This is a genomic window from Microcoleus sp. CAWBG58, assembly GCF_020883045.1.
Classification (GTDB): domain Bacteria; phylum Cyanobacteriota; class Cyanobacteriia; order Cyanobacteriales; family Microcoleaceae; genus Microcoleus.
The window spans coordinates 1-15193 of record NZ_JAHRFA010000021.1; the positions used below are offsets into that span (position 1 = coordinate 1).

14 protein-coding genes are annotated in these 15193 nt (G+C 45.0%); 7 read left to right on the forward strand and 7 right to left on the reverse strand.

Going from position 1 to position 15193, the window contains the following annotated elements; genetic code table 11:
* The first annotated feature begins 139 nt into the window (after positions 1-139).
* Positions 140-1690, forward strand: coding sequence for an ATP-binding protein (locus QZ918_RS11640; RefSeq protein WP_293334937.1), 1551 nt, complete (start codon positions 140-142; stop codon positions 1688-1690).
* A 538-nt stretch (positions 1691-2228) separates the two neighbouring features.
* Here QZ918_RS11640 and QZ918_RS11645 read toward each other — a convergent pair.
* The gene (locus tag QZ918_RS11645) at positions 2229-4724 is read right to left on the reverse strand and encodes a GH116 family glycosyl hydrolase (RefSeq protein ID WP_293334940.1); all 2496 of its coding nucleotides are present in this window, start codon (positions 4722-4724) and stop codon (positions 2229-2231) included.
* Between the two features lie 246 nt (positions 4725-4970).
* On the opposite strand from QZ918_RS11645, the gene QZ918_RS11650 reads away from it, so the two are divergent.
* The 3 genes from QZ918_RS11650 to QZ918_RS11660 all read left to right on the forward strand — a co-directional run bounded on the left by QZ918_RS11650 (position 4971) and on the right by QZ918_RS11660 (position 6039).
* Positions 4971-5255, forward strand: a complete 285-nt coding sequence (locus tag QZ918_RS11650) for a type II toxin-antitoxin system Phd/YefM family antitoxin (protein WP_293147394.1) — start codon at positions 4971-4973, stop codon at positions 5253-5255.
* 2 nt (positions 5256-5257) lie between these two features.
* Complete coding sequence (locus QZ918_RS11655; RefSeq protein WP_293334943.1) at positions 5258-5470, forward strand: hypothetical protein; 213 nt, start codon at positions 5258-5260, stop codon at positions 5468-5470.
* Between the two features lie 125 nt (positions 5471-5595).
* Positions 5596-6039 carry an Imm30 family immunity protein gene (locus tag QZ918_RS11660; RefSeq protein ID WP_293334946.1) on the forward strand — a complete coding sequence of 148 codons (444 nt, stop codon included), beginning with the start codon at positions 5596-5598 and terminating at the stop codon, positions 6037-6039.
* Between the two features lie 131 nt (positions 6040-6170).
* Here the strand turns inward: QZ918_RS11660 and QZ918_RS11665 are convergent, their stop codons facing one another.
* From QZ918_RS11665 to QZ918_RS11685, 5 genes are all read right to left on the reverse strand, one after another.
* Entirely contained in the window at positions 6171-9773 is a 3603-nt protein-coding gene (locus QZ918_RS11665; protein ID WP_367275326.1) for an nSTAND1 domain-containing NTPase, read from the reverse strand.
* Positions 9773-10270: a hypothetical protein gene (locus tag QZ918_RS11670; RefSeq protein ID WP_293334952.1), complete on the reverse strand. Its 498-nt coding sequence runs from the start codon at positions 10268-10270 to the stop codon at positions 9773-9775. Before QZ918_RS11670 ends, QZ918_RS11665 begins: the two co-directional genes overlap by 1 nt.
* Before the next feature lie 239 nt (positions 10271-10509).
* Entirely contained in the window at positions 10510-11115 is a 606-nt protein-coding gene (locus QZ918_RS11675; RefSeq protein ID WP_293334957.1) for a Uma2 family endonuclease, read from the reverse strand.
* 2 nt (positions 11116-11117) lie between these two features.
* Positions 11118-11240, reverse strand: coding sequence for a hypothetical protein (locus QZ918_RS11680; RefSeq protein ID WP_293334962.1), 123 nt, complete (start codon positions 11238-11240; stop codon positions 11118-11120).
* 136 nt (positions 11241-11376) lie between these two features.
* Positions 11377-11934, reverse strand: coding sequence for a gamma carbonic anhydrase family protein (locus QZ918_RS11685; protein ID WP_293334965.1), 558 nt, complete (start codon positions 11932-11934; stop codon positions 11377-11379).
* A gap of 105 nt (positions 11935-12039) precedes the next feature.
* On the opposite strand from QZ918_RS11685, the gene QZ918_RS11690 reads away from it, so the two are divergent.
* The 3 genes from QZ918_RS11690 to QZ918_RS11700 all read left to right on the forward strand — a co-directional run bounded on the left by QZ918_RS11690 (position 12040) and on the right by QZ918_RS11700 (position 13209).
* Positions 12040-12549 (forward strand): TIGR02652 family protein, encoded by a 510-nt coding sequence (locus QZ918_RS11690; protein WP_293334968.1) that lies wholly within the window; start codon positions 12040-12042, stop codon positions 12547-12549.
* Between the two features lie 91 nt (positions 12550-12640).
* A complete protein-coding gene (locus QZ918_RS11695; protein WP_293334971.1) occupies positions 12641-12832 on the forward strand; it encodes a hypothetical protein in 192 nt (63 codons plus the stop codon).
* Positions 12757-13209, forward strand: coding sequence for a VOC family protein (locus tag QZ918_RS11700; RefSeq protein ID WP_293334974.1), 453 nt, complete (start codon positions 12757-12759; stop codon positions 13207-13209). The genes QZ918_RS11695 and QZ918_RS11700 overlap by 76 nt, the downstream gene beginning before the upstream one ends.
* A 665-nt stretch (positions 13210-13874) precedes the next feature.
* Here QZ918_RS11700 and ctpB read toward each other — a convergent pair.
* Positions 13875-15191 carry a carboxyl-terminal processing protease CtpB gene (ctpB, locus tag QZ918_RS11705; RefSeq protein ID WP_293334977.1) on the reverse strand — a complete coding sequence of 439 codons (1317 nt, stop codon included), beginning with the start codon at positions 15189-15191 and terminating at the stop codon, positions 13875-13877.
* Positions 15192-15193 lie beyond the last annotated feature (2 nt).

The window sequence follows — 15193 nt, forward strand, 5'->3', positions numbered from 1 at the left end:
GTCAACTGTCAACTGTCAACTGTCAACTGTCAACTGTCAACTGTCAACTGTCAACTGTCAACTGTCAACTGTCAACTGTCAACTGTCAACTGTCAACTGTCAACTGTCAACTGTCAACTGTTGAAACCCCAATTTACCTATGCCTAGATGGTTCAATACCGCTGGCCCCTGCCGTGGTGATATCCACTATATGCTGTCTGCAACCAGTCGAATCCCCAACCTAGAAAGACTGATTGCCCAGGAAAACTATTTCGTCATCCACGCACCCCGACAAATCGGCAAAACCACTGCCATGTTGTCTTTAGCCAAACAACTCACCGAAAGCGGACAATATACCGCTGTCATGCTGTCAGTTGAAGTAGGCGCACCTTTCAGTCAAGATATTGCTGGCGCAGAAAATGCTATTCTCGGTGCTTGGCGAAATAATATTGCTTTTCGCCTTCCGAAGGAACTTCAACCTCCAGATTGGACAGGCATCGAGTCAGGACAAAAAATTAGGGCAGCTTTACAACGGTGGGCACAGTCTTCCCCTCGTCCTTTAGTGATTTTGATTGACGAAATTGACGCATTGCAAGACCAAGCTCTAATTTCAATTCTACGTCAATTACGCGATGGTTATCCCAATCGTCCAAACGCTTTTCCTCAATCAGTTGGTTTAATTGGTTTGCGAGATGTCAGAGATTATAAAGTGGCCGCAGGTGGCAGTGACAGGCTAAATACTTCTAGTCCATTTAATATTAAAGTTCGTTCCCTCACTATGCGGAATTTCAATGCTGCGGAAGTGGTTGAACTCTACAATCAACATACAGAAGATACCGGACAAGTTTTTAGTCCAGAAGCCGCAGCTTTAGCCTATGAACTCACTCAGGGACAACCTTGGTTAGTGAATGCGTTAGCTAAAGAAATCGTAGAAGAGTTAGTGTCTGATGAATCAATAGAAATTACAGCCGAGGATATTTTAACAGCTAAAGAGATTCTGATTAAACGACAAGATACGCATTTAGATAGTTTAGCAGAAAAACTCAGAGAAAACCGAGTCAAAGCCATTATCGAACCGATTTTAGCCGGACGAGAATTGCCAGAGTCTTCCAATGACGATCGCCAATACTTGGTAGACTTGGGTTTACTCAGACGCGATCCGGCTGGGGGGCTAGTAATTGCCAATCCGATTTATCGAGAAGTGCTACCGCGAGTTTTAGCCCAAGGCCCCCAAGATAGTTTACCGATTATCAGTCCCAGTTGGTTGGGCGCCAACGGAGAATTAAACACGGATGCCCTTCTCAAGGCCTTTCTCGCCTTTTGGCTGCAACATGGCGAACCGCTACTTAAAAGTGCATCTTATCCCGAAATTGCGCCACATTTGGTGTTGATGGCGTTTCTGCATCGGGTGATTAATGGTGGGGGAACGTTAGAGAGAGAATATGCCATTGGGCGCGATCGAATGGATCTGTGTTTGCGTTATGGTGAAGTCACATTGGGAATTGAATTGAAGGTGTGGCGGAATAGGAAAGCGGATCCTTTGAGTAAAGGATTGGAACAGTTGGATGGGTATTTAGCGAGATTGGGACAAGATGAGGGTTGGTTGGTAATTTTTGATAAAAGAGACAATGCACTAGAATTGGAAGAACGGCTGAAAACTGAAATTCATCTTAGTCCATTAGGCCGAGAGATTACAGTCATTCGGGCATGATGATTTATTCTGCAAGTTTAGATAGTTATAAAATGTTCAAAAAACTTTATGGTAACAGAAAATTGTCTAAGCTTGCGAAAGGTATGTTGTTGGGCTTTAGCCCTCTTAGAGTAGTGATTATAGTGATTATATAGCAATACAGTTGACTTAGGAATGAGAATTAAATAACTTACAATTTGATGGTTTTTGTGGGATGGGCGGGAGAACCCGTCCTTTATGAACGGGCTCTCCCGCCCATTCCAATTTCCTTGTATAAATTATTTAATTTGCGATCCTTAAGAAAAATCTGACTTGCCAAAAATGCCTGTATTGCCAGAAAATCGTCATATAAAATTATTCAAAAAGCGTTAAATAAACCGTATTGGATTATATAGTAAGTGAGGTCGCATCAAAAACTCCATTTACAATCATACCTCATGTTTATGATAAATGCTATAGCCTTTATCATAAAGGTGAGGCATGACTGATAGCTTATAGAACCTCTTAAATCCCGAGGGCTAAAGCCCAACAACGTACCTAATTTTATCGAACCAATGGCCTATTTAAAATTAGTCAACACCCCATAAATTGCCCAAATCGCCATCGCCCGCAAATAGTGACTCGCCCGAAAAGTCCCCCCCGCCGTAATCGCTTCCGGCGTCCGAAACTGCAACCCATTCTCATAAATCTGCTTCACCACCGCATCTGTCAATTTAAACGCCTTCTCCTCCATTCCCATCTGTACCAAAAAAGCCGCCAACCCAAAATTAATCCCCGTCCAAACTTCCAAAGGATGAGTCGCATTTGGATTTTCCGGCGAACCGTTTAGCATCACGCCATTTGCCGCACCGAACTCGCCATCATTGAACTTTAAGAAACAAGATTCATACACAGTTTCTAAAGCGCTGACTGCACATTCAGACGGCACAATATCCGGCAATTCCAACAGTTTTGCGTAAAATTGACCGCACAATTGGTCGGCCATCACAACTTCCGAATTACTCTCGCTGTCCAAACGGTAATATTGACCGTTCCACAGTTTTTCTTGATAGCTGGGTCTTGCTTGTAACAGCCAACTGTGATATAATGCAATCTTCTCTTGCGGATTCGGAAGTATATCCGGTGCTGCATCTTCTAAGATTTCGCCGATCGCGATCGCACTTTCCAGCGCCGCCAGCCACAAACCGCCACAATAGGCACTTATCCCCCGCATTTGCCAATCATCAAACGTCTGATCCGGCGCACCCGAATTCTCAGGAATGCCGTCTCCATCCTCATCAAAGGTTTTCAGATAAGCCAAAGCCTGAACAATTGCCGGCCAACACTCTTGCAAAAACTCACAATCCGTGCCACCCGTCAAGAGGAAATCCCGATAAACCTGCAACACAAAATCGCAAGGTAAATCCTTCCACAAATTGCAATCTTGATAGCTAGTATAATTCGTTTTTTCCCAAGGATGTTCGTTCGGAGCACCCAAATCGTGCGGCGTCGCACCGATAGATTTTCTAATCGCCGCAGCTTGATTCCAACCAATAACTCTCGGCGTATCGTCACCCGCCGAAATTGCCCTAGCAAAGGCAATCATGACCGACTTTTCCAAGTCAGGCCACAGCATTAATAAAGCAAAAGAACCGTAAAGCCGCACGTCCAAACTTTCGTACCAGCGGTAATCAATACACTCCAAAACCCCAAATTGACCTTTCGGATCGCGTTCATCCGCTGCACTCCAGAGAGTACCGCCCTGAGTTAAAATGTACAACTCATTAAACAGCGCCATTTTAAAACTATCTGACAAATCAGTTTGTTCTAAAATCGGTTTTTGCCAAGCTTCAATACTTTCGCGCCAAGTATCCGAATGCTTCATCGCCGTGCGAATAATCGGCCAGACATTTTTGCCATTGCGCCCGAAGAAATCGGTATAACGGCGGTAGTAAGAAATTCCCGATGCAAATTCAGTAACGGGCAAATCCCAAGCTATGATAAAGGGGATTTTGCGAGTTTTCCCCGGTCGAATGGTAAACCTAACTGCGATCGCACAAGCTAACTGTTCCCCTGGGGCGGCGGCTGTTTCGTCTCTGTCATCCAACAAGAAGCCTTGTTGAGAAAAGTGCCGCCAAATATCCTCGCCGTCCCCCGCAGGATTCCAGCGAGTTTGATAGAATACTTCTACCGCCGGATTGGTAATAGTTGCGATCGCCCATTGTCCATCTCCTTCTTGCGGCCTATCGTCAGCAGTCAGCCGCGTCATCACGCAACCGAAACGGTGAAAATCTTCCACCAACAAATTCATATTTCCGCCACTTTCTCCCCACCGGGGTTTATAGTCATAAAAAGGACTGCCATCATCTCGCACCTTCACTTCTGGCGACTTGTTAGCATTGGTAAACCAGCCGACAATATTCTCCCAAGTTAGCATGATGCTGAGAGTAATCGGCGCATCTGTCGGATTGTGCGCTACCCATTCAAACATGGCAACTGGGTAACTGCTTTCTTGATAATTGTGAGGCAATATCGGCGAAAATTGCTCGCAGCTTAATTGAGCCTCAAACACATTTTCGTAAACATACCAACTGCGCGGATACAAAGCATGATAAGTCCCAGAGTTAGACTTTTCCCCTCCCCCTTCAGGCTGCTGTCTCCCATCCGTTACATCCGTTACATCCCGTACATTGCTCGCTGCCGAACTTCCTTCTTCCTGCTTCCTTCTTCCTTCGGCTGGATACCATTGCCAACTAGATAAACTGCCATCTGTAGGCGGTTCGGTGGACAGTGCAAAGGCTTGTTTTTTGCCTTTTGCTTCTTCAAATATGCTGAATTGACAAGCTGGTAAACTGCGAAAAATGTGCTCGCCGCCGTCGATGTGCCACAGGTTGAAATCGCCGCGGGACGATCGGCCGATGCAGCCTGCACCGAACCCGCCTAGGGGCATTCCGTGCCAGGGCCCGTCGTCGAGATTGCTGGCGTAGCGGACTGTGTAGGGGTTATCCCAACCCAGGCCAATGGCGCGTTTCCAGGTGTGTGGAGGGATGTTTGGAGTAGATGTGCGATCGTTCATGGTTTAATTTTGGTGGCAAGGGCGATCGGGCAAATTCCGGCAGAGCCTTAATAGTATATAACAGTTAGTTCTGTAGATATCGTAGGGTGCGTCGCCATCAGTCATCTACTTGAGAACCTGAAAAATCTGATAGCGACGCACCCTACAAGGATTCTCGTTACCGACAATATATCACCCAAGCTTAGATTGACAAACTCCGCAGGTATCGTTTAACATTTAATTAGATGCTAATTTCATGTTATCATTATGATTAACCTTTCAAAAGACATACATTCTCTCACCGATTTTAAACGTAATACGACTGAGTTTGTGCAGCGGCTCAAGCAAACAAAACATCCTTTAGTTCTAACTGTCAATGGGAAAGCAGAGTTAGTGATTCAGGATGCTGAATCCTATCAAAAACTTTTAGATGCGGTTGAGTTATTAGAGACTTTAAAGGGAATTAAACTGGGTTTGGAACAAATGGATCGAGGGGAAGGGCAAAAAGCGGAGGTTTTTTTCAATCAACTGTTTGATAAGTTAGATAGTTAGGCATGAATCAGAAATATCAAGTCATTATCCAACCCGCAGCACAAAAAGGAATCGAGGAAGCCTATTTTTGGTTAAGTAATCATTCTTCTCTGAAGGCTAGAACTTGGTTAGAAGGATTATATAAAGCTACCTTATCGCTAGAAAATATGCCTTCTCGTTGTTCTTTCGCCTTTGAGAATAATTTTTTTGATGAAGAAATCAGACAACTGGTTTAAGGCAAGGGACGAAATGCCTATCGGATTCTGTTTACGATTGTTGATGATATGGTTCATATAATTTTCGTGCGACACGCTTCTCAAAAACCGATGATAGGTGAATCAGATGAGGAAGGTAATAGCTGATGCAAGAAAATATCTGGATTAGCATTTTAAAAGCCAATAAATTGATGCGATCGCCTGATGAAGTTACAGCTTTTGAAAATGCTTTAGCCTCAATTGCCGATCGTCCTCAAGATGAAGATTTGCCAGATTTACATCTGATTTTAGACGATCGCTGCGAACAGCCAGAAGTCATGTTTAGTTTGATTCATTTTCTAGAATCTTTTGATGTGTCAGCCCAGATTCAAGCCTTTGTGACAGTTGTACCGCAATTAATGCTCGTTGCTTCGGAATGGACGAGAATCCTCCACAGCCGCATTTTGAATGATGGTGATGCTTGTCGTTTGTATCGAGATACTTTGCATTCATTAAACTCCCAAGAACCTAATTTTGTTCGTCAATTGCTCGAAGAAAGCGCTAGTTACAATTTAAACAAGCGCGAGCCAAAATTAGAGTTAGCTAGGTAAGTTTGAAAAGGGCGATCGTACTCGCTCAAAATCTTTTTGATTAGGGGGCGATAGTTTTCTATCTTATCCATTGGCTAATTACCTCCGATTGAATTTAGCATTTTTCAGATATGATTAATCCTATTTCTACTCTACTTCTTAATGCTAATACCATCACAGAGGTGCTTGTCGCTCTCACTCACATTGGGGTTGTTTTGCAAATAGGGACGTATCCAATTGCAACCCCGCACCAGCAAATCCTCAAAATTCAAATTCCACAATATAACTCTACGGTCACTATCGATAAAAGCGAAGGTTTTGCCATCGGCACTAAAATTTACGATATCGCTGCACGAGAGCGCAGGGCTGTGATCTTTGAAAGTGGTAATTTCTTTGTGCGTGGCGATATCCCAGAGTTTCATGGTGTTGCCGCTACAAGAAGCCAGGGTCTTGCCATCGGCACTGAAACTTAGGCTATGGACCCCACCGTTATGCCCCTTGAGGGTGGTAATTTCTTTGCCCGTGGCCATATCCCAGAGTTTGATAGTTTGGTCTTGGCTACCAGAAGCAAGGGTTTTGCCATCGGCACTGAAACTTACGCTACTGACTGAATAGCTATGCCCTTTGAGGGTGGTAATTTTTTTGCCCGTGGCGATATCCCAGAGCTTGATAGTTTCATCGTTGACAGAAGCAATTTTTTTGCCATCGGGACTGAAATTTATGCTATATACCGCAGGGTTATGACCTTTGAAAGTCGTAATTTCTTTGCTTGTGGCGATATCCCAGAGTTTGATAGTTTTGTCGTCACTACCAGAAATCAGTGTTTTGCCGTCGGGACTGAAACTGACGCTATAGACCGGAGCGTTATGACCTTTGAAAGTCGTAATTTCTTTGCCTGTGGCGACATCCCAGAATTTGATGGTGTTCTCCCGACCGCCAGAAGCAATATTTTTGCCATTGGGACTGAAACTTACGATGTTGATTTGACGGATATGACCGATGAGGGTGGTGATTTCTTTGCTTGTGGTGATATCCCAAAGTTGAATTCTCCTACCATCTGTTGTAAAAGCAATCTTTTTGTTATCTGGACTGAAACTGAAACGCCCGACCCAACTGTTAGGCCCGATGAGGGTGCTGATTTCTTTGCTTGTGGTGATATCCCAAAGTTTAATGGTTGTGTCATGACTGCCAGAAGCTAGGGTTTTACCATCGGGACTGAAACGGACGCTAATGACTATCTCATTATGCCCTTTGAGAGTGATGATTTCTTTACCTGTAGACACATTCCAAAGTTTGGTAGTCTTGTCATCACTACCAGAAGCCAGGGTTTTGCCATCTGGACTAAAACTGACACTCCGAACTCGATCGCTATGCCCCTTAAGCATAGTAATTTCTTTACCTGTAGACACATTCCAGAGTTTGATGGTGTTGTCTAAACTGCTAGAAGCTAAGGTTTTGCCATCTGGACTGAAACTGACACTACTAACCGTATCATTATGCCCTTTAAGGGTGGTGATTTCTTTGCTTGTGGTGATGTCCCAAAGTTTGATGGTTTTGTCAAAACAACCAGAAGCCAGGATTTTACCATCAGGACTAAAACTAACACTATCGACTTTATCTTTATGCCCATTGAGGGTGGTGATTTCTTTGCGTGTGGCAACGTTCCAAAGTTTGATAGTGTTAGCAATACCGCTATAAGCCAGTGTTTTGCTATCAGGACTAAAACTAACACTATCAACATAATCAACATCAGTATCTGTATGACCTTTGAGGGTGGTGATTTCTTTGCCTGTGGCAACGTCCCAAAGTTTGATAGTGTGAGCAACACTTCCAGAAGCAAGGGTTTTGCCATCGGGACTGAAGCTGACACTATAGACTGGATATTTATGCCCTGTGAGAGTGGTGAGTTCTTTGCCTGTGGAAACATCCCAAAGTTTGATTGTGCTGTCATGACCACCAGAAGCTAAGATTTTGCCATCGGGACTAAAACTGACACTCCAGATTCCATAGCTATGCCCTACCAAGCGGTTGCGCTCTCTTACTCCGTAAACGGCTTGTCGCAATGCTGTCACAATCCCCATTGGTGGCTTGGGCTTTGAGTGAAGTGGTTTTGCTGCTCGTAAAGCTTCTATCAGTGCATCAAACTGTTGATCTCGATTAAAGAGTGCATTTGAATAGTTACCCAGGGCTTCGCTTTGGCTGACTTGAACTTTTTCAACTTGTTGTTTTTGATATTCTGTTTGCCACCATTGCCACCCCGCTACTCCCGCCAAAGATAGAGCAACTACCGAAAAGCCTGTCAACCCAAAAATAGTAAATTGCCGTCTGCATTTTTGTTCTTCTTGCTCTTGTTTCCGCAGTTTCAAACTTTGCTTAATATATTCTCGCTCATTCGTTAAATCTGCTTCACGCTTTTGTAACCAATCTTCAGCAATAACCAGAGGTTTGTCTCGTAATAATACCCCCTGATCTTTATTCCATTGCGCTATCGTTATCCGCAGTTGATCCCGCCAAGCAAGAAAAACGCGGTCATTATCTATCCATTCCTGCAACCTTCCCCATTCTCGAATCAACGCTTCATGGACAACCTCAACAGTCTGTTCCCCAGTATTCTCATTCCGTCCAGTTACTAACAGCGGTAGCTTTTTCTCGTTCTTTATATTTAGGTCTACGCCAACGAGTTTTTGTACTAACCGCCAATTATCTTCCCCGATTTCAGCGCGAGTAGCCAACCGTCGAGTATCTGTCCCCACAAAACTTGGCTGTCTCTGTTTTTTCTCTTCCTCAGCAACATCCATCTTTTGTCCTGGACGTGCTAGCTGCACAAAGATTTGCTGTAACTGTTTTTTCTCTTCCTCATCCAGCTTGCGATAAATCTCATCTGCATGATCGGCTAATGCCTTTCTCACACCGCCAATCTTTTCGTATGTCTGATGAGTTAATATCCCTCCACTATTTTCTGACCACAGTCGTGTTAGAGCAAATTCTAGTAGTGGTAAATTTCCCGGTTCTTGCTGCACATCATCCAAAATGCTCTCCGTCAGTCCATCCTCCAATTCCACTATCTTTTTCTGTGTACTATTGTCAATTAATTCAATTACCGATTTCATTTCCTCTCGGTTCATCGTCCCTAAAAACTTGTGCCCCTCCGGCTTTAACGCAGCTTCCTTGAAGGGGAGATAATTTATAATGTAGTCGAGAAATTCATGTCGGATTGTCAAAACCAGTTTGAGATTGGAATTGAATTGAATTGCTTCCAAAAGTGCATCAACAAATTGTTTTTGTGTTGGCTTATCAAGCGCATATAATTCTTCAAACTGGTCAACTACCAACAATAATCGTTTACCGGGATGTTCTTTCAGGATGTCTGTTACTTCCTGCCATAATTTTCTATTCCTCTCAAACTGGTCAAACAATGTGCTGACTCTTTCCTTCCGATCATCTTTGCATTCCTCTTCTTTCAGTTCTGGGTAGCACGCAAGCACCAAAGCAGAAACCAGCTCATAAAATGGCTGAGTCTGGGGACGAAAAGACTCAATTAGCCAAGTTCCCTCTGCCCGCAACCGAGGAATTAGTCCAGCAAGTACAACAGAAGACTTACCACTTCCAGAGGCACCAATTACAGGTACTAAAGGATATTTTTTCACAGCCTCTACTAACTGCTGTGTAAACTCCTCCCGTCCAAAAAATAGGTCTTTATCTTTTTCTAGGAATGCTGATAAGCCCCGATACGGGCAAGCTGTATCGGGGTTAATTACTTTTTTTCTAAAGCCCTTTTGTAGAGGTTTTTGATGGGTTCAAATACCCTTCGCAACGAGTTTTTAGTATCCAGTTCTACTTCATAGGACAAAATCCCAGGTATCAGAGGCAAAGCTAACATCGCTTTAGCTGCTACAGGTGTCTCCGGTTCATTCAGCTTATCTAGAATTGCTTGTAACTTCTGCTTCAACTCATCATTCAGACTAGGTTGGCTTTCAATTACTTGTAAAACTTGCGCCTTAACCTCTACAATCGCACTACTTGCCTCATCTTCTTCAACTGCATAAGAATATGTCTCTTTCGCGAGCAAAGCCCAATACTCAGCCTCATACTTGCGAATTTCTGGCGAAACTTCTTTCCTAATTCGTTGTTTTATAGCGTTCTTTTCAAATATGTCATTAGCGTAGGCAAGACGCTTCTGTGCTTCACCGATAGTTTCATACAACGAATCTAAAGTTTCTTCTAAATCAGCTAATTGGCGGCTTGGGGGCATTTAAGTCTAACTCCTTTAAATTGAATTACTGCTTTTTACCTTCACTCCTCCGACAGCCTCAGCCGGATGTTTTCAAGTTTATCATATTCCCAAAAACATATTCATTCTCAGGACTTACCCACTCAGACCAAAGAAACCGGGTTTTTATGCGTTTCTGCGTGTTGTGACGAAATTTTATCGAAAAAACCCGGTTTCTGAATACCCGCACGTCAATCCTATATATAGTTTGACACGCCACTTTATCGTGGCAAAATATCATCTAACCGCAGTTCCAAGCTCTTTAACAGAGGAGAAACAATCGGTTCGCCCAAACGAAATTGTTGCTTAGTATAATCTCCATCGATTAATTGACAAACGGTAATAGTAGGTTGTTTTGGTTTGCCGATAAAAGCCACGCCTCCCAATCCGCGATAATCAACAATCCAATATTCAGGAATTCCTAAAAGAGCATATTCTTCAACTTTGCGGGCGTAATCTGTTTCCCAATTAGTGCTGACAACTTCTACTGCCAATTTAATCGATCGCCCCAGGGTAATCACTGGTTCTCTTTCCCAAAGGGGTTCGCTGAAAAGGGCGGTTTCATCTAACACGACAATATCGGGACGGCGGGCAGTAGCTGCGTCGGAAAATGGACGGATTAGACAAGTGCGAGGAATAAACCAAGGTAGTTTTTCTGCTGCGATCGCAATTCCGATTTGAGCTACCAATTTGCCACTGACGGTTTCGTGGGGGCCTGTGGGTGACCTGTCAACTAATTCTCCGTCAGCAAGTTCGTAGCGGGGGTTGTTACAGTATCGATCGACAAATGCTTCAAAGGTGAGGATTTTTTGCGCGGTGTAAGCCATTTTCAACAGTTGACAGTTGACAGTTGACAGTTGACAGTTGGGTTTTTAGGATGAGATTGACACCCCACACTAAAAACATTCCGCCTAAAATGGGCGGTTTTAAACGCCTGATTTTGATAAATCAATACTGTTTTGCTTGATTTTAATTACTCTAGTTTAACATCTGTGAGATTCTTCGCTAGGCTCAGAATGACATCATTATCTTGAAATACGTCCAGAACTGTTGGTCAAAAAAAACGTTAAGAGTGAATCGTGAAAATCTCATTCATTCACCTCAACAAATCCCAAATCAGAACCTTTCCCCGCGTGCACCAAAGCCAACTTTTCGTAACGCTTGGCGTGTTCCACCAACTCCGCAGATTCCTCTTGTGACAAGTCTCGCAGCCGCTTGGCAGGCACTCCCGCAACTAGCGTGTGAGGGGGAACGTCCTTCGTGACAACCGCCCCTGCACCGACGATCGCGCCTGTACCCACTCTCACTCCGTCCAGGACGATCGCCCCAATTCCGATCAAACAGCCGCGTTCAATGTAAGCTGAATGAATCACCGCTCGATGCCCGACTGTCACGAAATCTTCTAAAACAGTCGGTTTCCCCGGATCGCCGTGTAGAATTGCTCCATCTTGGATATTGGTACTTTTGCCGATCGCAATTCGTTCTACATCCCCCCGCACCACCGCCCCGTACCAAATACTCGCGCCCGCAGCCACCTCTACCCTGCCGATGACAACAGCGCCTTTCGCTACAAAAGCAGCTTGGGAGAGATCCGGTGCAGGCCAATAGGCAGGAAGTGCAGGCAGAGGTTGGTTGAGATTGCTCATCTTTTTGGTCGAACGTGATACTTCTAGCAGATTAGCTGGTTGTTGATACGGGATATAATAAGACTATTTGCCACTTTTGCAGATAAATATGTTGGGACGGCATAAATGATTGAAGTTGCCTTGCAATACCCGATGTTTGGCCCGGAAATTCAGTGTCCTCACTGTCGCCAAACAATTCCGGCTTTAACACTCACGGATACCTATTTGTGTCCGCGTCACGGGGCATTTGAGGCAGATCCAAAAACGGGGGAACTCGTTCACCTTCAGTCTGGGCGACACTGGCGCCGCTGGGAGGATGAATGGTATCGCCAACACACTCACCCCGACGGAATTCGGTTTGAAATTCACGAAGCGCTCGATCGACTTTATACTCAAGGGTACCGAGCAACTCGCGTCATCGTTGCCCAACGTTATCGAGACTTAATCAGCTCTTATTTGGAACGCAGCACCCCTTGGCGGGGCCAGCCGGACTCGCCACGCCCCCGGCTGTACGGTTTACCTGTGGATTTTAGCCCCGATCCTCAAGAGGAACCTTGTTGGGAAGTGATTAATTTTGATTTGGAAAAAGAGCCGGGAGTTCCTATTAGATATCCCTATTTTCGGTTGTTTGAATAGTCATCGGTCATTGGTCATCGGGCATCGGGCATCGGTCATTGGTCATTAGTCATTAGTCATTAGTCATTAGTTGATTAGTAGTAGGTAACAATTGACAACTATCAACTATAAACTGTTAACTATGAACGGTAAAATGCTTTCGGAGTCAACTGCTTTTGCAGTCAACTGTCAACTGTCAACTGCCAACTGTCAACTGTCAACTGCAAAATGCACCACGCCTCGATTCGTACTGCTAACATTCACCGGGCGATCGCCTTTTACGAACAGTTGGGATTTACTGTGAGCGATCGCTTTACCACAGGTTACACCCTAGCCTGTTGGATGGAAGGTCTCAACGGACGCATCGAACTAATCCAAATCCCGGAACCAAAACCCGCACCGGATGCTTTCGGTGACGAGCATTATGTTGGATATTATCATTTATCTTTCGATTTAACCGAGGCGACAACTGATTTGCCGACTTGGTTGCAGTCTCTCAAACAGCGGTTTGAGGAAGCAGCTAAAGAGCAACCAAACCAGTTTCAAGCTTTGAAAGTTTTATTAGAACCGACTCAACAGGCGATCGGGCAAAATGTTTATGAAGTAGCTTTTATTGCTGATACCGACGGTTTGCCCTTAGAGTTTATCCGGCGTCTTAATTCTATCAATTCTGAAAAGTAGGAAAACGGGATTGCTGTGTCCGACCCAGGAGTTAAGACTTTTAACTTTGCTTGATAGCGCCATTCAATCGTAGATATGAGATGCACCACAGCACGAGCCAATAATATCAATTCCTGTCAATTAGCATAACAAAAACCGTTCGTAGTGCGGACTTCAGTCCGCTCTTAGGAATTAAAAGAAATAACTTGTACAATTAAATCCCAGAAGCCTTGATTCTAGCTAAACTATTCCGACCTTAGTCACCTTATTTATTTTTCATTCCTTAGGCTGCGGACTGAAGTCCGCACTACGAACCAATCTTGCTGCATAGCGGACTGAAGTCCGCACTACGAACCAATCTTGCTGCATAGCGGACTGAAGTCCGCACTACGAACCAATCTTGCTGCATAGCGGACTGAAGTCCTCACTACGAACCAATCTTGCTGCATAGCGGACTGAAGTCCTCACTACGAACCAATCTTGCTGCAATAATATCAATTCCTGTCAATTAGCATAACAAAAACCGTTCGTAGTGCGGACTTCAGTCCGCAGCCGTATAGCGGACTGAAGTCCGCACTACGAACCAATCTTGCTGCGATTAATTGATGCAATCAATTCTTGACAAAACAAAACCCGCTGGTGCGGGTTTCATCTTAAAGCTGATTGTTATTGTCTGACGGTTTCAACTACTTTTTAGGAACAAGAGCTTCATTACCAGTAGGGCGAGTTGACGCAGCGCTAGTTTTCAAAAGTGCGATCGCCTGCGCGTAGCAAGGATCGTCCTTAGTCGCAACCAACGTCGGTTTATTAGCTAATTTCAGCTTTTGTTCGTCGCTAACTTCCACCTTGACATCGGGAGTGACACCCTTGTGGCTGATATCCGTACCGTTGGGGGTATAGTAGTGAGCGATCGTCACCGCCAATCCCGAACCGTCAGACAAAGGATGCGTAGACTGCACCAAAGCTTTGCCAAAAGTTTGGCCGCCCATCACAGTGGCGCGCTTGTTGTCCTTCAGCGCACCGGCCAAAATCTCGCTGGCGCTGGCCGAGTTGTTGTCTACCAGTACCACCAAAGGCTTGTTAGTGATTGCAGTGCGGTTGGCCCGCATTTCCTGAGAATCTCCCGCACGATAGACTGTACGGACGATCGCCCCAGAATCCATCCACATCTGCGCGATATCAATGCTCACCGACAGCAACCCGCCGGGATTACCCCGCAAATCCAACACAAAAGCGTCAGCTTTCTGCTCCGAGAGGTTTTTAATCGCCCGCTGCATTTGTTCGCCCGCGTGGGAGCTAAACTCTTGCAAGCGGATATAACCGACATTCTTGTCAGCTTCCTTCTTGAGACTGTAGCGAACCGCTGCTACCTCAATTTTCGCCCTAGTCAGAGTAATATCAAACTCGCTTTTGCCCTGACGAGCAATCCGCAGGGTGACTTTCGTGCCTTCGGCGCCCCGAATTACCTGAGCCGCATCCGCGACAGTCATACCTTTGGTAAGTTTGCCATCAATCACCAAAATCCTATCGCCAGCTTGAATCCCTGCCTTCATGGCTGGGGAATTTTCCATCGGCTCAACTACCACGATCGCTTTCGTTTTCTCGTCTTCTTCGAGCCTCATCCCCACCCCTGTCAGTTCACCAGAGATTTGACTCTTCAGCGCTTCGTACTGTTTCGGATCCATGAAGCGCGTGTAGGGGTCTTTTAATTTCTCTAGGGCATTGCGGAGGGCAGTGTAGGCCGCTTCGCGAGAAGTATAATTTTTGCTGAGCAATTCTTGGCGGGTGACTTGCCAGTCAGTCTTGTTAAAGGTTGGATCGACATAATCTCGGTTCACAATTTGCCAAGCTTCGTCTAAGACAGCTTTGGGGCTATCTTGAAGTTCGGCGCGGACTGACTGACTCAGACTGGGAACGAGTAAAGATATCGAAGCGGTTGTCGCCATCGCCCCAGTGAACAGGGCTGCCTGTAACTTAGAAAAGCGTCTGCGGGCTTGATTCATTG

Excerpts from the sequence above, each read along its gene's own strand:
- QZ918_RS11640 (WP_293334937.1), top strand. The coding sequence starts at position 140 with ATGCCTAGATGGTTCAATACCGCTGGCCCCTGCCGTGGTGATATCCAC.
- QZ918_RS11645 (WP_293334940.1), bottom strand. The coding sequence starts at position 4,724 with ATGAACGATCGCACATCTACTCCAAACATCCCTCCACACACCTGGAAA.
- QZ918_RS11650 (WP_293147394.1), top strand. The coding sequence starts at position 4,971 with ATGATTAACCTTTCAAAAGACATACATTCTCTCACCGATTTTAAACGT.
- QZ918_RS11655 (WP_293334943.1), top strand. The coding sequence starts at position 5,258 with ATGAATCAGAAATATCAAGTCATTATCCAACCCGCAGCACAAAAAGGA.
- QZ918_RS11660 (WP_293334946.1), top strand. The coding sequence starts at position 5,596 with ATGCAAGAAAATATCTGGATTAGCATTTTAAAAGCCAATAAATTGATG.
- QZ918_RS11670 (WP_293334952.1), bottom strand. The coding sequence starts at position 10,270 with ATGCCCCCAAGCCGCCAATTAGCTGATTTAGAAGAAACTTTAGATTCG.
- QZ918_RS11675 (WP_293334957.1), bottom strand. The coding sequence starts at position 11,115 with ATGGCTTACACCGCGCAAAAAATCCTCACCTTTGAAGCATTTGTCGAT.
- QZ918_RS11685 (WP_293334965.1), bottom strand. The coding sequence starts at position 11,934 with ATGAGCAATCTCAACCAACCTCTGCCTGCACTTCCTGCCTATTGGCCT.
- QZ918_RS11690 (WP_293334968.1), top strand. The coding sequence starts at position 12,040 with ATGATTGAAGTTGCCTTGCAATACCCGATGTTTGGCCCGGAAATTCAG.
- QZ918_RS11700 (WP_293334974.1), top strand. The coding sequence starts at position 12,757 with ATGCACCACGCCTCGATTCGTACTGCTAACATTCACCGGGCGATCGCC.
- ctpB (WP_293334977.1), bottom strand. The coding sequence starts at position 15,191 with ATGAATCAAGCCCGCAGACGCTTTTCTAAGTTACAGGCAGCCCTGTTC.